The 21,802-nt window shown below is 71.9% G+C and carries 22 protein-coding genes; 13 read left to right on the forward strand and 9 right to left on the reverse strand.

What is annotated here, in order from left to right; genetic code table 11:
* Positions 1-63: 63 nt before the first annotated feature.
* A complete protein-coding gene (moaA, locus tag K7B10_RS30080; RefSeq protein WP_229340840.1) occupies positions 64-1,053 on the forward strand; it encodes a GTP 3',8-cyclase MoaA in 990 nt (329 codons plus the stop codon).
* Positions 1,054-1,082: 29 nt separating this feature from the next.
* Here the strand turns inward: moaA and K7B10_RS30085 are convergent, their stop codons facing one another.
* Both K7B10_RS30085 and K7B10_RS30090 read right to left on the reverse strand, forming a co-directional pair.
* Positions 1,083-1,349 carry a hypothetical protein gene (locus tag K7B10_RS30085; RefSeq protein WP_229340842.1) on the reverse strand — a complete coding sequence of 89 codons (267 nt, stop codon included), beginning with the start codon at positions 1,347-1,349 and terminating at the stop codon, positions 1,083-1,085.
* Between the two features lie 146 nt (positions 1,350-1,495).
* Positions 1,496-1,774: a DUF3099 domain-containing protein gene (locus tag K7B10_RS30090; RefSeq protein WP_229345513.1), complete on the reverse strand. Its 279-nt coding sequence runs from the start codon at positions 1,772-1,774 to the stop codon at positions 1,496-1,498.
* A 234-nt stretch (positions 1,775-2,008) separates the two neighbouring features.
* On the opposite strand from K7B10_RS30090, the gene K7B10_RS30095 reads away from it, so the two are divergent.
* Complete coding sequence (locus K7B10_RS30095; RefSeq protein WP_229340844.1) at positions 2,009-2,287, forward strand: GlsB/YeaQ/YmgE family stress response membrane protein; 279 nt, start codon at positions 2,009-2,011, stop codon at positions 2,285-2,287.
* An 81-nt stretch (positions 2,288-2,368) separates the two neighbouring features.
* Here K7B10_RS30095 and tyrS read toward each other — a convergent pair whose 3' ends face one another.
* The 3 genes from tyrS to K7B10_RS30110 are packed head-to-tail and all read right to left on the reverse strand — an operon-like array spanning position 2,369 to position 6,600.
* A complete protein-coding gene (tyrS, locus tag K7B10_RS30100) occupies positions 2,369-3,634 on the reverse strand; it encodes a tyrosine--tRNA ligase (RefSeq protein ID WP_229340846.1) in 1,266 nt (421 codons plus the stop codon).
* 57 nt (positions 3,635-3,691) lie between these two features.
* Positions 3,692-5,080: a metallopeptidase TldD-related protein gene (locus K7B10_RS30105; protein ID WP_229340848.1), complete on the reverse strand. Its 1,389-nt coding sequence runs from the start codon at positions 5,078-5,080 to the stop codon at positions 3,692-3,694.
* Positions 5,077-6,600: a TldD/PmbA family protein gene (locus K7B10_RS30110; protein WP_229340850.1), complete on the reverse strand. Its 1,524-nt coding sequence runs from the start codon at positions 6,598-6,600 to the stop codon at positions 5,077-5,079. Before K7B10_RS30110 ends, K7B10_RS30105 begins: the two co-directional genes overlap by 4 nt.
* A 185-nt stretch (positions 6,601-6,785) precedes the next feature.
* Between K7B10_RS30110 and fabG the strand changes: the two genes are divergently transcribed.
* The 3 genes from fabG (at position 6,786) to K7B10_RS30125 (ending at position 8,983) form a co-directional block, all read left to right on the forward strand.
* Positions 6,786-7,505 carry a 3-oxoacyl-[acyl-carrier-protein] reductase gene (fabG, locus tag K7B10_RS30115; protein ID WP_030300576.1) on the forward strand — a complete coding sequence of 240 codons (720 nt, stop codon included), beginning with the start codon at positions 6,786-6,788 and terminating at the stop codon, positions 7,503-7,505.
* A 5-nt stretch (positions 7,506-7,510) separates the two neighbouring features.
* Complete coding sequence (fabI, locus tag K7B10_RS30120) at positions 7,511-8,281, forward strand: enoyl-ACP reductase FabI (RefSeq protein ID WP_229340852.1); 771 nt, start codon at positions 7,511-7,513, stop codon at positions 8,279-8,281.
* A gap of 243 nt (positions 8,282-8,524) precedes the next feature.
* The gene (locus K7B10_RS30125) at positions 8,525-8,983 is read left to right on the forward strand and encodes a hypothetical protein (RefSeq protein ID WP_229340854.1); all 459 of its coding nucleotides are present in this window, start codon (positions 8,525-8,527) and stop codon (positions 8,981-8,983) included.
* A gap of 22 nt (positions 8,984-9,005) precedes the next feature.
* Here the strand turns inward: K7B10_RS30125 and K7B10_RS30130 are convergent, their stop codons facing one another.
* Positions 9,006-9,677, reverse strand: coding sequence for a FadR/GntR family transcriptional regulator (locus tag K7B10_RS30130; protein WP_229340856.1), 672 nt, complete (start codon positions 9,675-9,677; stop codon positions 9,006-9,008).
* Positions 9,678-9,748: 71 nt separating this feature from the next.
* Here K7B10_RS30130 and K7B10_RS30135 point away from each other — a divergent pair, with 71 nt between their 5' ends.
* The 4 genes from K7B10_RS30135 (at position 9,749) to K7B10_RS30145 (ending at position 12,213) form a co-directional block, all read left to right on the forward strand.
* Positions 9,749-11,068 (forward strand): CynX/NimT family MFS transporter, encoded by a 1,320-nt coding sequence (locus K7B10_RS30135; protein WP_229340858.1) that lies wholly within the window; start codon positions 9,749-9,751, stop codon positions 11,066-11,068.
* Positions 11,069-11,073: 5 nt separating this feature from the next.
* Positions 11,074-11,193: an SGM_5486 family transporter-associated protein gene (locus K7B10_RS40975; protein WP_099893511.1), complete on the forward strand. Its 120-nt coding sequence runs from the start codon at positions 11,074-11,076 to the stop codon at positions 11,191-11,193.
* Positions 11,194-11,340: 147 nt separating this feature from the next.
* Positions 11,341-11,541, forward strand: a complete 201-nt coding sequence (locus tag K7B10_RS30140; protein WP_229340860.1) for a hypothetical protein — start codon at positions 11,341-11,343, stop codon at positions 11,539-11,541.
* Positions 11,542-11,691: 150 nt separating this feature from the next.
* Positions 11,692-12,213 (forward strand): SixA phosphatase family protein, encoded by a 522-nt coding sequence (locus K7B10_RS30145; RefSeq protein WP_229340862.1) that lies wholly within the window; start codon positions 11,692-11,694, stop codon positions 12,211-12,213.
* Positions 12,214-12,291: 78 nt separating this feature from the next.
* On the opposite strand, the gene serB is transcribed toward K7B10_RS30145, so the two are convergent.
* Complete coding sequence (gene serB / locus K7B10_RS30150; protein ID WP_229340864.1) at positions 12,292-13,491, reverse strand: phosphoserine phosphatase SerB; 1,200 nt, start codon at positions 13,489-13,491, stop codon at positions 12,292-12,294.
* Between the two features lie 229 nt (positions 13,492-13,720).
* Positions 13,721-15,253: a streptophobe family protein gene (locus K7B10_RS30155; RefSeq protein ID WP_229340866.1), complete on the reverse strand. Its 1,533-nt coding sequence runs from the start codon at positions 15,251-15,253 to the stop codon at positions 13,721-13,723.
* 254 nt (positions 15,254-15,507) lie between these two features.
* Here K7B10_RS30155 and K7B10_RS30160 point away from each other — a divergent pair, with 254 nt between their 5' ends.
* Positions 15,508-18,039, forward strand: coding sequence for an ABC transporter ATP-binding protein/permease (locus K7B10_RS30160; RefSeq protein ID WP_229340868.1), 2,532 nt, complete (start codon positions 15,508-15,510; stop codon positions 18,037-18,039).
* A 102-nt stretch (positions 18,040-18,141) separates the two neighbouring features.
* Here K7B10_RS30160 and K7B10_RS30165 read toward each other — a convergent pair whose 3' ends face one another.
* Positions 18,142-18,855, reverse strand: a complete 714-nt coding sequence (locus tag K7B10_RS30165; protein WP_229340870.1) for a transglycosylase SLT domain-containing protein — start codon at positions 18,853-18,855, stop codon at positions 18,142-18,144.
* Between the two features lie 487 nt (positions 18,856-19,342).
* On the opposite strand from K7B10_RS30165, the gene K7B10_RS30170 reads away from it, so the two are divergent.
* The 3 genes from K7B10_RS30170 (at position 19,343) to K7B10_RS30180 (ending at position 21,503) form a co-directional block, all read left to right on the forward strand.
* The gene (locus K7B10_RS30170) at positions 19,343-20,473 is read left to right on the forward strand and encodes a GAF domain-containing sensor histidine kinase (RefSeq protein ID WP_229345515.1); all 1,131 of its coding nucleotides are present in this window, start codon (positions 19,343-19,345) and stop codon (positions 20,471-20,473) included.
* Positions 20,466-21,107 (forward strand): response regulator, encoded by a 642-nt coding sequence (locus tag K7B10_RS30175; protein ID WP_229340873.1) that lies wholly within the window; start codon positions 20,466-20,468, stop codon positions 21,105-21,107. The genes K7B10_RS30170 and K7B10_RS30175 overlap by 8 nt, the downstream gene beginning before the upstream one ends.
* A gap of 150 nt (positions 21,108-21,257) precedes the next feature.
* Entirely contained in the window at positions 21,258-21,503 is a 246-nt protein-coding gene (locus K7B10_RS30180; RefSeq protein ID WP_229340875.1) for a chaplin, read from the forward strand.
* Positions 21,504-21,802 lie beyond the last annotated feature (299 nt).

Genomic DNA, 21,802 nt, shown 5'->3' on the forward strand with positions numbered 1-21,802 from the left:
CGCCGGGCCTTTATCCGGACCGGCGCGAACGTCTCTATGGACCGGACAGGGAGGGGGCCCGAAATGCTTCTGGACACCTACGGCCGCGTGGCCACTGACCTGCGCGTCTCGCTCACCGACCGGTGCAATCTGCGCTGTACGTACTGCATGCCCGAGGAAGGCCTGCAGTGGCTGGGGAAGTCGGATCTGCTGACCGACGAGGAGATCGTCCGGCTGATCCGCATCGCCGTCACGCACCTCGGGATCACCGAGGTCCGCTTCACCGGCGGCGAACCGCTGCTCCGCCCCGGCCTGGTCGGGATCGTCGAGCAGTGCGCCGCCCTGGAGCCGCGCCCCCAGATGTCCCTGACCACCAACGGCATCGGCCTCAAGCGCACCGCACAGGCGCTCAAGGCCGCCGGGCTGGACCGGGTAAACGTTTCGCTGGACACTCTGCGACCCGAGGTCTTCAAGACCCTCACCCGCCGTGACCGCCACCGCGACGTCATCGACGGCATGGCCGCGGCCCGCGAGGCCGGTCTGACCCCCGTCAAGGTCAACGCCGTCCTGATGCCGGGCCTGAACGAGGACGAGGCCCCCGACCTGCTCGCCTGGGCCGTGGAGAACGAGTACGAGCTCCGCTTCATCGAGCAGATGCCGCTCGACGCCCAGCACGGCTGGAAGCGCGAGGGCATGATCACGGCCGGTGACATCCTCGCCTCGCTGCGCACCCGCTTCACCCTCACCGAGGAAGGCGCCGACGAGCGCGGCTCCGCCCCGGCCGAGCGCTGGGTGGTCGACGGCGGCTCCGCCACCGTCGGCGTCATCGCCTCGGTCACCCGCCCGTTCTGCGGGGCCTGCGACCGTACGCGGCTCACGGCCGACGGCCAGGTCCGTACGTGCCTCTTCGCCACCGAGGAGTCGGACCTGAGGGCCGCGCTGCGCTCCGGGGCTCCCGACGAGGAGATCGCCCGCCTGTGGAAGGTGGCGATGTGGGGCAAGAAGGCCGGGTCCGGGCTCGACGACCCGTCCTTCCTGCAGCCCGACCGCCCGATGTCCGCGATCGGCGGCTGAGGGCCCCGGCCCGGCCGGAGCGACGCCTCCTAGGCCCGCTCCGAGCCCTCCGGCCGGACCCACTCGTCGAGCTTCACGACGTCCTTGAGGAACCCGCGCACCCCCAGGAACTGTGAGAGGTGCTCCCGGTGCTCCTCGCAGGCGAGCCAGGTCTTGCGGCGCTCCGGCGTGTGCAGCTTCGGGTTGTTCCACGCCAGGACCCAGACGGCCGCTTCGCGGCAGCCCTTGGCCGAACAGGTGGGCGCGTCCGCGGGTTCGGTGGAACGGGCGGAGCCGGGGGAGTCAGGGGAGTTCACGCCTCAACCCTACAAACCCCTGTCACGGAAAGGCGACGCCGAGCAGCCACGGGGGGAGCTGCCCGGCGTCGGTCCGTCGCTCCGACGGGGGATGCGGAGCGCGTAGGCAGTATGTCACGCGGGACCCGCTGCGGTGCACCGGAACTTCATGATTGATCTGAGCTTTTCTTGAGGTTTCCCGCGTCCAGTGCGGGGCGCACAGGCGACGGGATGAAGTGCGAGGGCAGCGAGGGGGTCGACTCGCGCCCCGCGTTGGCGATGACCACGGCCACGTACGGCAGCAGCGCGCCCGCGACGAGCGTCACGATCGCCACGGGACGTTCCACGTTCCACAGGATCACCGTCGCCAGCACGGAGAGCGTCCTGATCATCATCGAGATGACGTACCGGCGCTGCCGTCCCCGCACGTCCTCGTCGAGGCCCATCCGGGCTCCGGTGATCCGGAAGACCTCGGCCCCGTTCCGCTTCTTCCGCTCCACGCTCCACCGCCCGATCCGCCTGCCGGACACTCCCCGGTCCGGACCCCTCCCACCGTACGCCGCCCGCCCGGTGGCGAGGAGAGGGGGTGTCCCCCGAATGGGGCTGTCCGAAATGCGCAGTACGCCGTACGGGTTGAAACTGGGCCCACATGCGCACAACGCGCCACGAGGAGGCTCGACATGTCATGGTTGTGGGCGATCATCGTCGGTTTCGTGCTGGGCCTCATCGCCCGGGCCGTCCTGCCCGGCAAGCAGCATCAGCCCCTCTGGCTGACCACCCTGTTCGGCATCGTCGGCGGCGTCCTCGGCAACGCCGTCGCGGTGTGGATCGGCGTCGGGGAGACCAAGGGCATCGACTGGACCCGGCACCTGCTGCAACTCGCCGGAGCGGTGCTGATCGTCGCTCTCGGTGAGATGGTCTACAAGTCGCTCAAGGGTGGCAGCAAGCAGATGACCTGAGGGCGGCACGGCGGAGGGGCCGGCCCGGACGTGGTGTCCGGGCCGGCCCCTCCGCCGCGTTCGGGCGTCAGGCCCCGGGCGTCAGCCCGTGACCTCGACCGCCGCCAGGTTCTTCTTGCCGCGCCGCAGCACCAGCCAGCGCCCGTGCAGCAGCTCCTCCCGGGCGGGGACCGCGTCCTCGGCGGTGACCTTCGCGTTGTTCACGTAGGCGCCGCCCTCCTTCACGGTCCGGCGGCCGGCCGACTTGCTCGCCACCAGCCCGGTCTCCGCGAGCAGGTCCACCACCAGACCGAGCTCGGCGACCCGGGCGTGCGGCAGCTCGGACAGGGCCGCGGCCAGCGTGGCCTCGTCCAGGTCCGCCAGCTCGCCCTGGCCGAACAGCGCCTTCGACGCGGCGATCACGGCCGCGCACTGGTCGGCGCCGTGCACCAGCGTGGTCAGCTCCTCCGCCAGTGCCCGCTGGGCGGCGCGCGCCTGCGGCCGCTCGGCGGTCTGCGCCTCCAGCTCCTCCAGCTCTTCGCGGGACTTGAAGGACAGGATCCGCATGTAGGTGGAGATGTCCCGGTCGTCCACGTTCAGCCAGAACTGGTAGAACGCGTACGGGGTGGTCATCTCCGGGTCGAGCCACACGGCCCCGCTCTCGGACTTGCCGAACTTGGTGCCGTCCGCCTTGACCATCAGCGGGGTCGCCAGCGCGTGCACGACCGCGCCCGGCTCGACCCGGTGGATCAGGTCGAGCCCGGCCGTCAGGTTGCCCCACTGGTCGGAGCCGCCCTGCTGCAGCACGCAGCCGTAGCGCCGGTACAGCTCCAGGAAGTCCATGCCCTGGAGCAGCTGGTAGCTGAACTCGGTGTAGCTGATGCCCTGGTCGGAGTCGAGCCGCTTGGCGACCGAGTCCTTCGTCAGCATCTTGTTGACGCGGAAGTGCTTGCCGATGTCCCGCAGGAACTCGATGGCGGACATGCCCGCCGTCCAGTCCAGGTTGTTCACCATGAGCGCCGCGTTCTCGCCCTCGAACGACAGGAACGGCTCGATCTGGGTGCGCAGCCGGGCCACCCAGTTCGCGATCGTCTCCGGGTCGTTCAGCGTCCGCTCGGCGGTCGGCCGGGGGTCGCCGATCTGACCGGTGGCCCCGCCGACCAGCGCCAGCGGCCGGTGCCCGGCCTGCTGGAGCCGGCGTACGGTCAGCACCTGCACGAGGTGTCCCACGTGCAGGGAGGCCGCCGTCGGGTCGAAGCCGCAATAGAAGGTGACCGGACCGTCCGCGAACGCCTTGCGGAGCGCTTCTTCGTCGGTGGACTGGGCGAACAGCCCGCGCCACTTCAACTCGTCGACGATGTCCGTCACGGTTTCTCGACTCCTTCGAATGGTTCTGCGTCGCGCCGAGGATTCAGTCTAGGTGGATCAGACGCCCTTGCTGACCGAGCTCATGTTGAAGTCCGGGATGCGCAGCGCGGGCATCGCGGCCCGGGTGAACCAGTCGCTCCACTCGCGCGGCAGGGTCTTCTCGGTCCGGCCCGCCTCCGTGGCCCGCGACAGCAGGTCCACCGGCGATTCGTTGAACCGGAAGTTGTTCACCTCGCCCACGACCCGGCCGTTCTCCACCAGGTAGACGCCGTCCCGGGTCAGGCCCGTGAGCAGCAGCGTCGCCGGGTCGACCTCGCGGATGTACCAGAGGCAGGTCAGCAGCAGACCCCGCTCGGTGGAGGCCACCATCTCCTCCAGCGAGCGGTCGCCGCCGCCGTCCAGGATCAGGTTCCCGAAGCCCGGCGCGACCGGCATCCCGGTCATGGCCGCGCTGTGCCGGGTCGTGGTCAGCCGGGCCAGCTCGCCGTCGCGGATCCACTCGGTGGCCGGGACCGGCAGGCCGTTGTCGAAGACGGAGGCGTCGTCGCCCGAGCTGTGCGCGATCACGAACGGCGCGGACTCCAGGCCCGGCGCGTTCGGATCGCTGCGCAGGGTCAGCGGCAGCCGGGACAGCTTCTCGCCGAGCCGCGTGCCGCCCCCGGGCTTGGAGAAGACCGTGCGGCCCTCCACCGCGTCCCGGGCCGCCGCGGACCACATCTGGTAGATCAGGAGGTCGGCCACCGCGGTCGGCGGCAGCAGGGTCTCGTACCGGCCGGCGGGCAGGTCGATCTTCCGCTCCGCCCAGCCCAGCCGTACGGCCAGCTCGGCGTCCAGCACGGTCGGGTCCACGTCCTTGAAGTCCCGGGTGGAGCGGCCGGCCCAGGCCGAGCGCTGCCGGTCGGGGGACTTGGCGTTGAGCTCCAGGGTGCCGTTCGGCTGGTCGTGGCGCAGCCGCAGACCGGTCGAGGTGCCGACGTACGTGGAGACCAGCTCGTGGTTGGCGAAGCCGTACAGCTCCCGGCCGCCCGCGCGGGCCCGGGCGAAGGCCTCGCCGAGGGCCGGGGCGAAGTCCGCGAACACCGCCGAGGAGGTCTCGGCCGGCGCTTCGGTGAAGTCCGGCGAGGCCGGGGTCCCGGTGACCGGCGGCTGGGCGTCCTCCGCGGGGCCGGCCCCGCGGGCCGCGGCTTCGGCGGCGCGGACCAGCGGCTCCAGGTCCTCGGCGGTCACGGCGGAGCGCGACACGACCCCCGAGGCCGTGCCCTCCTTGCCGTCGACGGTGGCGATGACCGTCAGGGTCCGGCCCCGGGTGACGCCGTTGGTGGTGAGCGCGTTGCCCGCCCAGCGCAGGTTGGCCGTCGACTGCTCGTCGGCGATGACGACGCAGCCGTCGGCGGTGGACAGCTCCAGCGCGCGCTCGACGATCTCGTGGGGCTTCGTACGGCTCATCGGCCGGCCTCCTGCGTGGTGTTCAGGATGTTCACGTCGCGGAACAGCGCGGACGGGCAGCCGTGCGAGACGGCCGCGACCTGGCCCGGCTGGGCCTTGCCGCAGTTGAAGGCGCCGCCGAGGACGTACGTCTGCGGGCCGCCGACCTTCTCCATCGAGCCCCAGAAGTCTGTGGTCGTGGCCTGGTAGGCGACGTCGCGCAGTTGCCCGGCCAGCCTGCCGTTCTCGATCCGGAAGAACCGCTGCCCGGTGAACTGGAAGTTGTAGCGCTGCATGTCGATCGACCAGGAGCGGTCGCCGACCACGTAGATGCCGCGCTCCACCCCGCCGATCAGGTCCTCGGTGGACAGCCCGCCCGGATCCGGCTGGAGCGAGACGTTCGCCATCCGCTGGACCGGCACGTGTCCGGGGGAGTCGGCGAAGGCGCAGCCGTTGGAGCGGCCCAGGTCGGTGAGTTTCGCGATCCGCCGGTCCAGCTGGTAGCCGACCAGGGTGCCGTCCTTGACCAGGTCCCAGCTCTGCGCCTGGACGCCCTCGTCGTCGAAGCCGACGGTGGCGAGCCCGTGCTCGGCGGTGCGGTCACCGGTCACGTTCATGATGGGGGAGCCGTACTTGAGCTTGCCCAGCTGGTCGAAGGTGGCGAAGGAGGTCCCCGCGTACGCCGCCTCGTAACCCAGCGCCCGGTCGAGTTCGGTGGCGTGCCCGATGGACTCGTGGATGGTGAGCCACAGGTTGGACGGGTCCACGACCAGGTCGTAGCGACCGGCCTCGACGCTCGGCGCCCGCATCTTCTCGGCGAGCAGTACGGGGATCTGCTCCAGCTCGGAGTCCCAGTCCCAGCCGGTGCCGGTCAGGTACTCCCAGCCGCGCCCGGCCGGCGGGGCGATGGTGCGCATCGAGTCGAACTCGCCGGTGGTGGCGTCCACGGCCACCGCGGTGAGCTGCGGGTGGATCCGTACGCGCTGCTGCGTGGTCATGGTGCCGGCGGTGTCGGCGTAGAACTTGTTCTCGTGGACGGCGAGCAGCGAGGCGTCGACGTGCGCCACCCCGTCGGCGGCCAGCAGCCGCGCGCTCCAGTCGGCGAGCAGGGCCGCCTTCTGCGCGTCCGGCACCTCGAACGGGTCGACGTCGTACGCGGAGATCCACGTCTTGTCGGCGTGCACCGGCTCGTCGGCGAGCTCCACCCGCTCGTTCGACCCGGCGGCCTTGATGACCTGCGCGGACAGCTTCGCCATGGCCACGGCCTGCGAGGCCACCTTGGCGGCGCCGTCCATGGTCAGGTCCACACCGGAGGCGAACCCCCAGCTGCCCCCGTGCACCACCCGGACCGCGTACCCGAGGTCGGTGGTGTCGGAACTGCCCGAGGGCTTGGCGTCCCGGAGCCGCCAGGCGGCGCTCCGGATCCGTTCGAGCCGGAAGTCGGCATGGTCGCAGCCGAGCGCGCGGGCCCGGGCGAGCGCCGCGTCGGCGAGCGCCCGCAGGGGCAGCGCGGTGAAGGCCGCGTCGATGGAATGGGGCACGGTGGTCCTCCCGGGGTCGGGGCCGGTCGCCTCGATCATGTCGCGCTCGAGGCTCTTGTGCCTACATCTTTCTGTAGGGACTCGACAGAGCCCGTACCGAGGCCCTGTGGGAGATCGATTCTCCGCTCGGGGGACCTGGCCTATAGGTTTTTGGTACTCAGACAGCTAGTCGAAAGGGTGATCCGTTGAGCCGCTCGGTTCTCGTCACCGGAGGAAACCGGGGCATCGGCCTCGCCATCGCCCGAGCCTTCGCGCAGGCCGGCGACAAGGTCGCGATCACGTACCGGTCGGGTGAGCCGCCGCAGGAGCTCACCGCGCTCGGCGTCCTGGCGGTCCGCTGCGACATCACCGACTCCGAGCAGGTGGAGCAGGCCTACAAGGAGATCGAGGACGCGCACGGCGCGGTCGAGGTGCTGGTGGCCAACGCCGGCATCACCAAGGACACGCTGCTCATGCGCATGTCCGAGGAGGACTTCGCGTCCGTCGTCGACACCAACCTCACCGGCACCTTCCGGGTGGTCAAGCGTGCGAACCGTGGCATGCTGCGTGCCAAGAAGGGCCGCGTCGTCCTGATCTCCTCGGTCGTCGGGCTGCTGGGCTCGGCGGGCCAGGCCAACTACGCCGCCTCCAAGGCGGCGCTGGTCGGCTTCGCCCGCTCCCTCGCCCGTGAGCTCGGCTCGCGCAACATCACCTTCAATGTCGTGGCCCCCGGTTTCGTGGACACCGACATGACGAAGGTGCTCACCGACGAGCAGCGCGCGGGCATCGTCGGCCAGGTACCGCTGGGCCGCTACGCGCAGCCCGAGGAGATCGCGGCAGCCGTGAGCTTCCTGGCGTCCGACGACGCCGCGTACATCACAGGAGCCGTCATTCCCGTTGACGGCGGATTGGGCATGGGTCACTGATCACCATGAGCGGAATTCTCGACGGCAAGCGCATCCTCATCACCGGGGTGCTGATGGAGTCGTCCATCGCCTTCCACGCCGCCAAGCTGGCCCAGGAGCAGGGCGCCGAGGTCATCCTCACCGCGTGGCCGCGTCCGACGCTGACCGAGCGCATCGCCAAGAAGCTGCCGAAGCCGGTCAAGGTGATCGAGCTCGACGTCACCAACGACGAGCACCTGGCCCGCCTGGAGGGCCTCGTCCGCGAGGAGCTCGGCGGCCTCGACGGAGTCCTGCACTCGATCGGTTTCGCGCCGCAGGACGCCCTCGGCGGCAACTTCCTGAACACGCCGTTCGAGTCGGTGGCCACCGCCATGCACGTCTCGGCGTTCTCGCTGAAGTCGCTGACCATGGCCTGCAAGCCGCTGTTCCCGGCGGAGGGCGCGGCCGTCGTCGGCCTCACCTTCGACGCGCAGTTCGCCTGGCCGCAGTACGACTGGATGGGCCCGGCCAAGGCCGCGCTGGAGGCCACCAGCCGCTACCTCGCCCGTGACCTGGGCAAGGAGAACATCCGCTGCAACCTGGTCTCCGCCGGCCCGCTCGGCTCGATGGCCGCGAAGTCCATCCCGGGCTTCTCGGACCTCGCCGACGTCTGGAACTCCCGCTCGATGCTGGAGTGGGACATGAGCGACCCGGAGCCGACGGGCAAGGCCGTCGTGGCCCTGCTGTCGGACTGGTTCCCGAAGACCACCGGCGAGATCGTCCACGTGGACGGCGGCCTGCACGCGATGGGTGCCTGACTCAGGCATCGGCGGTACCGGCAGTACCCATAGGTACGCGTACGTCCGTACGGCGGCGGCCGCGTCTCCCTTCCGGGAGGCGCGGCCGTCGGCGTATCCGCCGGTGGGGGCGGGGATTCCGGCGGGGCGCTCGATCAGATTTTCGCCCTCCGACCGGATCTTCCCGAGTCGAAAACCAGGACAGATGCCTGCAAACTGGCCGAGTCGGGATCTTCCCGGCTCGTGCGGGGAGGAGGTACGGGAGTGCGCACGAGGCGGAGCCGAGCGGTATCGCTGCTGGTGACCTCGGTGGTCCTGACGGGATTCCTGATCCCGGGGGCCGACGCGCAGCCCGAGGGGGGCGAAGGGCTGTCGGGAGGACCGGAGGCGGTGGCCGTCGTGGAGCCCGCGGTCGCGGAGCCCGCCGCCGTGGACCTCGACGAGATCCCCGCCGAGCCGCCCGTACGGCCCCGACCGCCCGCCGAACGGGAGCTGTTCGGCGCCGACTGCGAGACCGTGATCGAGGGCTCGCAGGTGACGGCCGCCTGCCAGAACGCCTATCCCGAGACCGACCTCCTGCGCCTGCACGTGGAATGCGACCGCTGGTGGGACGTGGACGCGGACAGCGCCGCCGTCGCCCTGCCGCCGGCCGGCCGCATCGAGCTGACCAGCCGCTGCTGGAAGGAGGTCCGCTCGGCCTGGGTCACCCACCAGCGGCCGTGACCCCACCGGGCCGTGCGCGCTCCTACTTCCCGCCGAGGCACGCGAACGGGTAGCCCGCCGCCTCCGAGGCCGCGGTGTCCCCGTCCCCGCGCCGGATCGCCTCGATCAGCCGCGCGTGATCCAGGTGCGCCGCGGGATCCAGCTCCGTGCCCACGTCCGTGCGCAGCCAGTCCGCGACCAGGTCGCCGAGGTCCGCGTACAGCTCGATGAGCACCTCGTTCTGCGAGGCCGCCACCACCGCCATGTGCAGGGCGACGTCCGCCGCCACGAACCGCTCCGCGTCCCCGCTCGCCCAGGCCTCCTCGCGCCGCGCCAGCAGCGCGTCCAGCTGACCCAGGTCCCGCTCGGTGCGCCGCTCCGCCGCCAGCCGGGCCGCCGCGGACTCCAGCGTCGAGCGGAGCTCGGCGATGTGCCGCGGGTCGGCGCCCGCGAAGCGGCGGTGCATCACCCCGGCCAGCTCACTGGTGGCGATGACGTACGTCCCCGAGCCCTGCCGGATGTCCAGCAGCCCGTTGTGCGCCAGCGCCCGGACGGCCTCCCGGACGGTGTTGCGGGCGACGCCCAGCAGTTCGACGAGCTCCGGCTCGGTGGGGATGCGGGCCCCGACGGGCCATTCGCCGGAGGTGATCTGGTTCCGGAGCTGGGCGATCACCTGGTCGACCAGCGCGGATCGCCGGGGCGAGGTCAGCGGCATACGGGCGGGTTCCTCTCCAAGTTCAGTCTCGGGGGTGACAACCAATCATCCCATGATTCTATGATGGTGTAATGCCCGACGAAGAAATACAGACCCTGAACCGGCCCGAGGCCGCGCGCACCGTACCCGCACCGTCCCGTTCCGCCGCTCCCACGAGCGCGCGAACGGAGCCGACCCCGGAGCCCTCCTGGCTCGGGCCGGTCCTCATCGTCGGCATCGTGCTGGCCGCCCTCAACCTGCGGCCCGCCATCACCAGCCTCGGCGCCCTCTTCGAGGAGGTCCGCACGGGCCTCGGCATGAGCGGCACCGTCGCCGGACTGATCACCTCCGTCCCCGCCCTGTGCTTCGCCGTCTTCGGCGTCACCGCGCCGCGGCTCTCGCGCCGCTTCGGCCCGGCCGCCGTCGTCTGCGCCGGCATGGCCGCCGTCGCAGCCGGGCTGCTGATCAGGCCCTTCGCGCAGGGCGCCGTAGGCTTCCTCGCCGCCAGCGCGCTGTCCCTGGCGGGCATAGCCCTGACCAACGTGCTGCTCCCGGTCATCGTCAAGCGGCGGTTCCCGGACCGCGTGGGCACCATGACCGGCCTGTACTCCATGGCCCTGGCCCTCGGCACCTCGCTCGCCGCCGCCGTGACCGTCCCGATGACCTCCGCCCTCGGCGGCAGCTGGCGTACGGGCCTGCTGGTCTGGGCCGTGCTCGCACTGGTCGCCGTACTGCCCTGGCTGCCCGTCGCGGCGGCCGCCCGCCGGGAGAAGCGGGCCGTCGCCTCCGGCCCCGCCGCGACAGTCCGGGCGGACGCGGGCCCGAAGATCGTCCGCAGCCGCACCGCCTGGGCCTTGGCCTGCTACTTCGGCCTCCAGGCCACCGGCGCGTACATCACCATGGGCTGGCTCCCGCAGATCTTCCGCGACGCCGGGGTCTCCGCCTCCACCGCCGGTGTCCTGCTGGCCGTCACCATGGTCATGGGCGTTCCGCTCGCCTTCGTCATCCCCAACCTGGCCGGCCGGATGAAGAACCAGGGGTCCATCGCCGTCACCCTGGGCCTCTTCGGCCTCGTCGGATACACCGGCCTCCACTTCGCCCCCGCCGGCGGAGCTTGGGCCTGGGCCCTCCTGCTCGGCGTCTCCAACTGCGCCTTCCCCCTCGTCATCACGATGATCGGGCTGCGCGCCAAGTCCCCGGCCGGCGTGGTCAAGCTGTCCGCCTTCGCCCAGAGCGTCGGCTACCTCATCTCCATCCCCGGACCGCTCCTCATCGGCGCGCTCTACCAGCACAGCGGCGGCTGGGACCTGCCGCTCGCCGTCATGGCGGGCCTGCTGGTCCCGCAGATCGCGCTGGGCATCCTGGCCGGCCGGGACCGCACGATCGAGGACGAATGCGGCATGCGAGACTGAGCGGCATGTCGCCCGTACTCGAACCGAACCCGCAGAACAGCCACAAGAAGCTCGGCCTGGTGCTGGGCGCGATGCTGGTCGTGACCGTGATCATCTCCGTCATCGCGACCGCCGTCTCCCCCTGACGCCCCGGGGGTAGGGGTAACCCCCCAACCCTTAGGGGGCCAGGGTCAGGGTCGACTGGGGTGTGTCCCGGATGGGCACCGCGCCTTCGAATCCATAGATTCGAAGAGAGCGAGCCAGTCCCACCCCGCGTACCCACGGAGGCGGCCATGTCGGCCCCCACGCATACACCCGGTCCCCGAGTCCACGGTGCCAGCACCCGGCTGCACTGGTGGGCGCTGGCCCTGCCCGCGCTCGCCTTCTGCCTCCTGCTGCTGCTCCTCGCCGGCTCCGGCCAGGCACATGCGGCCACCGGCGAAGCCTCCGCGATCCTCCAGGTCACCCAGCAGATCCTGCGCGTCGTCAGCTGACCGGCCGTCGCGGCCGAGCGTGCGACCGGGCCCGCGGCCGAACCCGTGATCGGGCCCGCGGCCGAGCCCGCGATCGGGTCCTGCGGCCGACGTCCGCCGAGCCCCCAACACCCTGAGCTCCGTGGCCCGATTCATGCGAAGCTGGGAGCCATGAGCGCCGACACACCCCGCAGGATCGTCCTCCTCCGGCACGCCAAGGCCGACTGGCCCGAGGTGCCCGACCACGACCGCCCGCTGGCGGAACGCGGACGCCAGGACGCACCGGCAGCCGGGCTGAAGCTGGCCGAGACCGGCATCGCCTTCGACCTGGCCCTCTGCTCCACCGCCGCCCGCACCCGCGAGACCTGGAAGCTCGCCGTTCAGGAGATGCCGCACCGGCCGCGCACCTCCTACGAGGAACGGCTGTACGACGCCTCACCGGGCGAGCTCATCGCCCTGCTCAACGAGACGTCCGACGAGGTCGACGACCTCCTCGTCATCGGCCACAACCCGGGCATGCACGCCCTCGCCGACGCCCTCTCGGGCCGCGCCGAAGGGGATGCCCTGGCGCGGATGAGCCGCACCGGCTTCCCGACCGCGGCCTTCGCCGTCGTCTCCTTCACCGGCTCATGGAAGTCCCTGGAGCACGGGGTGGGCACACTGCTGGACTTCTGGACCCCCCAGGACCACTGAGCACCCGTACGCAGGTACGAGGACGGGCCCCGGCGCGATCGATCCGCCGGGGCCCGTCCTCGTACGTACGCGGGCGTCTCAGGTCAGGCCCGCGGCCTCGACCTCTTCCCGGGTGATCCCCAGCAGATACAGCACCGCGTCCAGGAACGGCACGTTCACCGCCGTGTGCGCGGCCTCGCGCACCACCGGCTTCGCGTTGAACGCCACGCCCAGCCCGGCCGCGTTCAGCATGTCCAGGTCGTTGGCGCCGTCGCCGATGGCCACCGTCTGGGCCAGCGGTACCCCGGCCTCCGCGGCGAACCGGCGCAGCAGCCGGGCCTTGCCCGCCCGGTCCACGATCTCGCCGGTGACCCGGCCGGTCAGCCGCCCGTCGACGATCTCCAGGGTGTTGGCCGAGGCGAAGTCCAGCCCCAGCCGCTCCTGCAGATCGTCCGTCACCTGGGTGAACCCGCCCGAGACCACACCCACCTGGTAGCCGAGCTGCTTGAGGGTGCGGATCAGGGTCCGGGCGCCCGGCGTCAGCCGCACCTCGGAGCGGACCTTGTCCACGACCGAGGCGTCCAGCCCGGCCAGCAGCTTCACGCGGGCGTGCAGCGACTGCTCGAAGTCCAGCTCCCCGCGCATGGCCCGCTCGGTCACCTCGGCGACCTCGGCCTCGCAGCCCGCGTGCGCGGCGAACAGCTCGATGACCTCGTCCTGGATGAGGGTCGAGTCCACGTCCATGACGACCAGGCGCTGCGCCCGGCGGTGCAGCCCGGCCGAGACCACGGCCACGTCCACGCCGATGTGGGAGGCGGCGGTGGCCAGCTCGGTGCGCAGCGGCCCGGTCTCCACACCGGAGACGGCGAACTCGACGGCCGTCACCGGGTACTTGGCGAGCCGGAAGATGCGGTCGATGTTGCCGCCGGTCGCGGTGATGCGGGAGGCGATGGCGGCCGTGGACTCGGCGGTCAGCGGATGCCCGAGCACGGTGACATGGGAACGGCCGCTGCCGCGCGGCCGGTTGTCACCGGTGCCGGAGAGGATCTCGGCCTGCAGCTTCAGCGAGTCGGCCCAGCTGTGGACGGTGGCCCGCAGCTCGCCCTCGCCGCTGCCGGCGGGCTGGGTGACGAGGGCGCACAGGACGATGCGGCCACGGGTGACGACCTGCTCGATGTCGACGACGTCGACGGAGTAGGCGGCGAGGGTGTCGAACAGCCCGGCGGTGATCCCGGGACGGTCCTTGCCGAAGATCTTGACGAGGAGGGTGGGGACGTCGGAGGTCTGCGAAGCGCTCATGGTGCCCTCACCGTATCTTCCCGTCCTGCCCGCCAGGACCCCCGTCCCACCTGCCGGAACCATTTTCCGGCGCGGGGCCCTCCGGCGCCGCCGCAGCGCGGGCGTCCGGGGGACGGCGGGGGAGTGGCGGCGGGGTGAACACGGGCCGGCGGGGAGGTGGCGGGGGGCTCGGGGCAGAGCGGTGGCCGAGCGTGTTCGATTCGATGCGCCCCGCTCCCTTCCCGGCGTCTCAGCCCGGCGGCCCCAGCGGTGGCGGCGGGGGAGGAGGCGGAGGCGGGGTGAACGGCGGGCGGTGGCGGGGCGCCGGGCGCCCGGCGGGCCTCCGGGGCAGCCGGGTGACCGTGACGTCCCAGGAGCCGTCCGGCTCGGCGCAGGGCTCGGGCCCGGGGCCGAGCCCGGGCTCCGGAAGGGCGTACGGGGACGGCCGCCCGGACGGGGGCCCGTACGCGGCCGTCGGCGCCTGCGGGGCCGGTCCTGCCGCCCCGCCGCCCCCGGCGGGGCGGGGCACGGGTTCCGCCGGCCGGCGCCGCCCCGCCAGCAGCGCCCCCGCCCCGCCCGCGGCCGCGCCCCACGCCGCCCCGAGCAGCAGCGCGTACAGCGCGTCCCCCCGCAGCTCCACCCCGGCGTGCACCGCGTCGGCGCCGAGCACCGACAGCGAGCCGTCCACGGACACCCCCGTCAGCAGCGCCAGCACCGCCAGCGCCACCCCGGTCGCGGCGGACAGCCGAGCCGCGCACGCCGCGACCGCGCGCCCCGGAGTCCGTACGGCCGCCAGCACACCGGCGCAGAGCAGCAGCAGCCCCGCCCCCGCGACCAGCAGCCAGATCCGCCCGTCGTACTCCGCGAGCCGGGACACCGTCACCGGAGCGGGCGCCCCCAGCAGATCGTCCAGCGGATCCGGCAGCAGCCGGCCCGGCGTGCCCGTGGCCCGCCCGTCGAACGGAACGAGCAACCCCAGCAGCACCCCGGTCCACGCCCCGTTCGGCGCCCCCAGCAGCGCCGCGCCCAGCACCCGCCCCGGATGCTCGTCGCCCGCGGCCGCCCACACCGCGGCCCCCAGCCCGGCCGCCACCGCCAGCAGCAAGGCCGTCACCAGCGCCGACACCGCGGGCCGCAGCCGCGCGAACGCCGCCGGCCCGCGCCGCGAAGCCAGCAGCGCCACCGCCAGTACGGCCAGCACCCACACCCCCGCGCCCAGCAGCGTCGGCCCGGACTCCACCGAGAACCCCACCCGGGCCCGGGTCTCGACGAGGTCCCCGACGCGGTCCGGGAGCAGCCCGCCGAGGTCCCCGATCCCCGGGACCACCTTCGCCGGCGGGGTCCCCGGCAGCCGCGCCCCGTCCAGGGTGACCACGTCGCGCCCGGCCCGGGCCAGCCCGCCCGCCGCGGCGACGAGCAGCACCGCCACGGAGGCCGCCCGGGCGGCGAGTTCCCCGCGCGGCGCCCCGGTCCGGATCGAACGCAGGAAGATCCGGGCCAGGACCAGCGCCCCGGCCAGCCCCACCCCGAGGGGCATGACGTCCAGTGAGGACTGCGCCCCCGGCCCGGTGATCCCGAGGACCGACACGTCCCCCGACGGGGTGACCGTGCCACCGATCGCGAGCACCACCACCGCGGCGGTCATCGCCCCGAGCGAGCCGCCCGCGGCGTCGGCGCCCAGGAGACGGAGCCCCAGGGCGGCGACCGCGGCCATGGTGACGAGGGCCCAGCCGGTGGCGGCGACGCCCGACACGACCACGTCTCCCCAGCGAATGCGGCGCATGCGTACCCCCGGTGCGTGTCGAGCGTGCGTGCCGAGCGGGACGGGGTCGAACCAGGGCGAGAAGTCCCGTATCTCACTCTCCGGGTGACTTTCGCCCCCGTCAACGGGCAGGCGTAGACGCCCCGGGAAGGCCCCGATTCCACATGTGGCCGCAGGCCTGAAATAGTTCCCCCGGATGTTCGCCATCCCTAGACTCCCTGACGTCGGACTCCCTGGCGTCAGGGGGATTCTCGGGGGACTTAAGTGGGGCTGGAGTGCCGGAACTCGTACTGGAATTGAATGGAAGGACCTGGACGCTCGATCCGTCCAGGTCGTACTCGTTGGGGCGCGACCCCCAGGGAGACGTGGTCATCGACGACGCCCGGGTGTCGTGGCGGCATGCCACCATCGCCTGGAACGGCCGGGGTTGGGGCATTGAGGACCACGGCAGCACCAACGGAACCTACGTGCGCGGCGCGCGGGTCCAGCAGACCGAGCTCGTGCCCGGTACGCCGGTGCACCTGGGCAACGCCACCGACGGCCCGCGGCTGAATCTGAGCGCAGCCGCCGCGCCGCAGCAGGCCGTACCGCAGCAGGCGGCGCCCGCCTACCAGGCACCGGCTCCCGCCTACCAGGCCCCGGCCCAGCAGGCCGCCCCCGCCTACCAGGCTCCGGCCCAGGCGCAGGCCCACCAGCCGCAGCAGCAGGCCTGGCAGCAGCAGCCCCAGCAGGCCGCCCACCAGCAGCCGCAGCAGCCGCACGTCCCTCAGCAGCAGGGCGCGGGCCCCGCCTACGGCGGTGACCGCAGCCCGACCACGTTCCACCAGATCGCCGTCGGCCGCGTCATGCGGATCGGCCGCGCCCTGGAGAACGAGCTGGTCGTCTCGGACCTCCAGGTCTCGCGCCTCCACGCGGAGTTCCGCTCCACGGGCGGCCGCTTCGAGATCCACGACCTCGGCAGCCACAACGGCACCTACGTCAACGGCCAGCCGCTGCCCAAGTCCGGCACCGCGCTGCTCGGCCCGAACGACATCGTCGGCGTCGGCCACTCGACGTTCCGCATCGTCGGGGACCGGCTCGAGGAGTTCGTCGACACCGGTGACGTCTCCTTCTCGGCCCGCCACCTCACGGTCACGGTCGACGGTGGCAAGCAGATCCTCAAGGACGTCACCTTCGGCGTCCCGGAGAAGTCGCTCATCGGCGTCATCGGCCCCTCCGGCTCCGGAAAGTCGACGCTGCTCAAGGCGCTGACGGGCTACCGGCCCGCCAACCAGGGCGACGTCCTCTACGACAACCGCAACCTGTACAAGCAGTTCGCGGAGCTCCGCCAGCGCATCGGCCTGGTCCCGCAGGACGACATCCTGCACAAGGAGCTGAAGGTCAGCACGGCCCTCAAGTACGCGGCCAAGCTCCGCTTCCCCGGCGACACCGCCGAGGCCGAGCGCGCCGCCCGCATCAACGAGGTCCTGCGCGAGCTCAAGCTCGACATCCACAAGGACAAGAAGATCACCTCGCTCTCCGGTGGTCAGCGCAAGCGCGTGTCCGTGGCGCTGGAGCTCCTCACCAAGCCCTCGCTGATCTTCCTGGACGAGCCCACCTCGGGCCTCGACCCGGGCATGGACCGCGACGTCATGCAGCTGCTGCGCGGCCTCGCGGACGACGGCCGCACGGTCCTCGTCGTCACCCACTCCGTCGCCGAGCTGTCGCTGTGCGACAAGCTGCTGGTCATGGCCCCGGGCGGTTCGGTCGCGTACTTCGGCCCGCCGGACGAGGCGCTGAACTTCTTCGGCTACAGCACGTGGGCGGACGTCTTCTCCGCGTTCGAGAACTACCGCGACTACGACTGGGCCGGCCGCTGGAAGGGCTCGCAGCACTACCAGCTGTACGCCGCCGACCTCGACGCGGTCGCCCCGCAGCAGGTCGCCATGCCGCCGATGCAGCAGATGATGCCGCCGAAGGCGCAGGGCTGGGGCGACCAGCTGTGGACCCTGATCCGCCGCTACGTCTCGGTGATCGCGTCCGACAAGGGCTTCATGGCCCTGATGCTGATCCTGCCCGCCGTCCTGGGCATCGTCTCGACGGTCATCCCCGCGACCTTCGGCCTCGCCCCGCCGAAGCCGCCGTCCCGGTTCAACGGCGACGCCGGCACGATCATGCTGATCCTCTGCGTGGGCATGTGCTTCTCGGGCGCCGCGAACTCGGTCCGTGAGCTGATCAAGGAACGGGTCATCTACGAGCGCGAGCGCGCCACCGGTCTGTCCCGGTCGGCGTACCTCATGTCGAAGGTGATCGTCCTCGGCTTCATCACGGCCATCCAGGGCGCGGTCATCTGCGCCATCGGCTTCGTCCCGCGCGACCTGCCCACCGAGGGCCTGCTCATGCCGCCGGCCGTCGAGCTGTGCCTGTCGGTCACCGCGCTCGGCTTCACGTCGATGATGTTCGGCCTGGTGATCTCCTCGCTGGTGAAGACCGCCGAGAAGACCATGCCGCTGCTGGTCATGTTCGCGATCGTCCAGGTCGTCTTCACCGGCATCCTCTTCCAGGTGTACGACTCGCCGGGCCTGGAGCAGTTCGCCTGGCTGATGCCGTCGCGCTGGGCGGTCGCCGCCGCGGGCACCACGCTCGACCTCGGCAAGCTCATGCCGCCGTGGGACCAGCAGAACCCGACCAACACCGACCCGCTGTGGGAGCACTCCGTCGCGCAGTGGGGCGTGAACATCACGATCCTGCTGCTCATCGGAGTGGCCTGCGGCTTCGCGGTGCAGAAGCTGCTGCGCCGCCACGAGCCCGAGGTCATGCGCAACTAGCCGGCCCGCTCCGGCGCAGCCCCACGGACAAACGCCTCAGGGCGGCACCCGGACACCGGGTGCCGCCCTGAGGCGCATGGGGGGTTGCTACGCCCGTCGCCGTCAGTAGGCGCTGTTGACGTTGTCGATCGAGCCGTAACGGTCGGCGGCGTAGTTGGCCGCGGCGACGATGTTGGCGACCGGGTGGTACTGGTCCAGCGGGGTGCCCGGGACGTGGTACGCGAGGAAGGTCGGCTTGATGACCTGGAGCAGGCCCTTCGAGGGGATGCCGTTCTGGGCGTTGATGTCCCAGTTGTTGATCGCCCGCGGGTTGCCGCTCGACTCGCGCATGATGTTCTTGTACAGGCCGTTGTACGTGCCCGGAATCTTGTGCGCCTTCATGATCGCCAGCGACTCCTTGATCCAGCCGTCAAGGTTGTTCGCGTAGACCGGCTTGCGGACGGTGGAACGGCTGGCAGCCGCCTTCGCCTCGCGGTCCTTCTTCGCCTTGGCCTCGGCGTCGGCCTTCGCCTTCGCGGCGTCGGCCTTGGCCTTGGCGGCGGCGGCCTTGGCCTTGATCGCGGCCTCGACCTTCGCGGCGTCCGTGGCCAGCTTCGACTGGGCGCTGAGGTGCTGCACGGTCTTGGCCTGGACACCCTCGACAGTCTGGGTCCACGCCACGGGGGCGGCGGTCACGGTCGTACCGGCGTCGGCGGAGCCGGCGGGGACGACGGTGGCGGCCAGGGCGGCGGCGCCGATGGTGGCGAACGCGGCGAAGGACATCTTGTGCGCCTTCGTCAGACGACGACTGTGGCCGGGGGTGCTGGTCTTGGACATGCGTAGCAACCTCTTCGAATCGGGGAGCCGCAGGAAAGCGCCGCTCGGATCCGGGATCCGCGGCGCTGTGCGACGGGAGCAATTCTTAGCGGCGGCAAAATCGCCTGGCAAAGGTGTGACGTACGATCCCGCTTAGTGGATCAGGGGGCTGCGACGAGGCCGGAATTCCAGGCCACGCGCTAGGCGTGGCAGCGCTGACACGGTCTTTATTTATCCACTAGGCGCCTTCGTAAGTGACGTGGGTCCTATGCGCGGGCTCACATCGGCCATGTAACGGTCTCACCATGTGTTGCGAAAGCAATGCATTGCGTAACGGAATTCTCCACCCTGAGGACCACAAGCCCGCCGCCTGCCTCATCCCCAGGGCAGAGAAGCACCCCCCGGCCCCCTCCCCGAGGAGGAGGACACACCGCCCCCAGCCCTAGGGCCCCAGCCCGATCCCGCAGGTCAGGGCCGCGAGTACGGTGAGCCCATGACTGGTAGTCCCGTGTTCGGCGGCCCCCGGGGCGGCCTCGCCGCCGTGAGCACCGCCCTGCTCGCCATGAGCCGCCGGCTGGAGGTCCGCGACGTCCTGCGCACGATCGTCGTCTCCGCCCGCGAGCTCCTCGACGCCGAGTACGCGGCCCTGGGCGTCCCGGACGACCACGGCGGCTTCGCCCAGTTCGTCGTGGACGGCATCAGTGAGGAGCAGTGGCGCCGGATCGGCCCGCTGCCCCGCCAGCACGGCATCCTCGCCGCGATGCTCCACCAGGACGGACCCGAGCGGCTGGCCGACGTGCGCGAGGACCCCCGCTTCGAGGGCTGGCCCGCCGCCCACCCCGAGATGTCCGACTTCCTGGGCCAGCCCGTCCGCGACGGCGAGGAGACCCTCGGCGCCCTCTTCCTCGCGAACAAGAGGAGCCCCGGCGGCTTCACGGAGGAGGACGAGGAGCTCCTCGCCCTCCTCGCCCAGCACGCGGCGATCGCCCTCACCAACGCCCGCCTCTACGAGCGCAGCCGCGAGCTCACCATCGCCGAGGAACGCTCCCGCCTCGCCCACGAGCTGCACGACGCCGTCGCCCAGAAGCTCTTCTCGCTGCGTCTGACCGCCCAGGCCGCCGCCGCCCTCGTCGACCGCGACCCCGTCCGGGCCAAGGGCGAGCTCCAGCAGGTCGCCGCCCTCGCCGCCGAGGCCGCCGACGAGCTGCGGTCCGCCGTGACCGAGCTGCGCCCGGCCGGCCTCGACGAGGACGGCCTGGCCGCCACCCTCCGCGACCAGGTCCACGTACTCGACCGCGCCCACACCGCGCACGTCACCTTCACCTGTGACGGCATACGGGCCCTCCCGGCGACCCAGGAGGAGGCGCTGCTCCGGGTCGCCCAGGAGGCCCTCCACAACGCCCTGCGCCACTCGGGCGGCGACCACGTCGCGGTCACCCTGGCCCGCCGGGCCGCGGGAGCCGTGCTGACCGTCACGGACGACGGGAGCGGCTTCTCCCCTTCCTCCATCCGCGCGGCCGGACGCCACCTCGGCCTCGTCTCCATGCGGGACCGGGCGAGCGGCGTCGGAGGCCGCCTCACCGTGCACTCGGAGCCCGGTACGGGCACCACGATCGAAATGGAGGTCCCCGGTGGCTGACACGCCCATCCGCGTCCTGCTGGTGGACGACCACCAGGTGGTCCGCCGCGGCCTGCGCACGTTCCTGGAGGTCCAGGACGACATCGAGGTGGTCGGGGAGGCCGCCGACGGGGAGGAGGGAGTGGCCCGAGCCGAGGAGCTGCGGCCCGACGTGATCCTCATGGACATCAAGATGCCGGGCACCGACGGCATCGAGGCCCTGTGCCGGCTGCGCGCGCTGGCGAACCCGGCGCGGGTGCTGATCGTCACCAGCTTCACCGAGCAGCGGACGGTGGTCCCGGCCCTGCGGGGCGGCGCCGCCGGATACGTCTACAAGGACATCGACCCCGACGCCCTGGCCGGAGCCATCCGCTCCGTCCACGCCGGGCACGTACTGCTCCAGCCGGAGGTGGCGGAGGCCCTGCTCTCCCAGGAGGGGCCGCCGGCGCCCGGCCGGAGCGGCTCCCTGACCGAGCGGGAACAGGAGGTGCTGTCACTGATCGCGGACGGCCGGTCGAACCGGGAGATCGCCCGCGCGCTGGTCCTGTCGGAGAAGACGGTCAAGACGCACGTCTCGAACATCCTGATGAAACTCGACCTCGCGGACCGCACGCAGGCCGCGTTGTGGGCGGTCAGGCACGGGATCACCGACTGAACCCGGCCGGATCGGACCGTCCGGCTCCGATCTGAGATTCATACGGTCGGGTGGATGTCGCCCACATGGCGCATCCCGTTCGTCCGATGACCGTTCTTCATGACGTGCCGCGGCGGCTGGCCGCGGCAGACGTACTGGAGGACGAAGAACGTGAAGAACATCAAGAAGGCCACTGCCGTCACCATGATCGCGGGCGGCCTCCTTGCCGCGGGCGCCGGTGTCTCCTCGGCGCACGGCGGGGCGTCGGCCACGGGCGAGGCCGTGGGCTCGCCCGGTGTCGCCTCCGGCAACCAGGTCCAGGTCCCCGTCCACGTTCCGGTGAACGTGGTCGGCAACGCGGTCACCGTGATCGGCCTGCTGAACGGCGCCTGGGGCAACACCGGCGTGAACGCCTGACCAGCCCCGCCCGCCGGCCCCGCTTCCCCCACCTCTCCCCGGGAAGCGGGGCCGCGCCGCATCCGGAGCAGGCCCTCGGCGAGACACGGCCGTGTCTTTCGATCGGGCGGGCCCGGGGCGCCTGGCACCGTGCCTCGCGGCGTTCTCGGCGGTCGCCGACACACCACGTCGGCTCCCTCCTCTGCCGTGCGATGCACGGCACCAGACGCCCCGGGCCGGTCCACCCTGATCCGAAGGCACGGCCTAGCTGTATTGACCACGAGCGTTGTTAACGGTGCTGGGTCTTGATCATGGCGGAG

Source organism: Streptomyces flavotricini, from assembly GCF_020639365.1.
Classification (GTDB): Bacteria; Actinomycetota; Actinomycetes; order Streptomycetales; family Streptomycetaceae; genus Streptomyces; species Streptomyces flavotricini.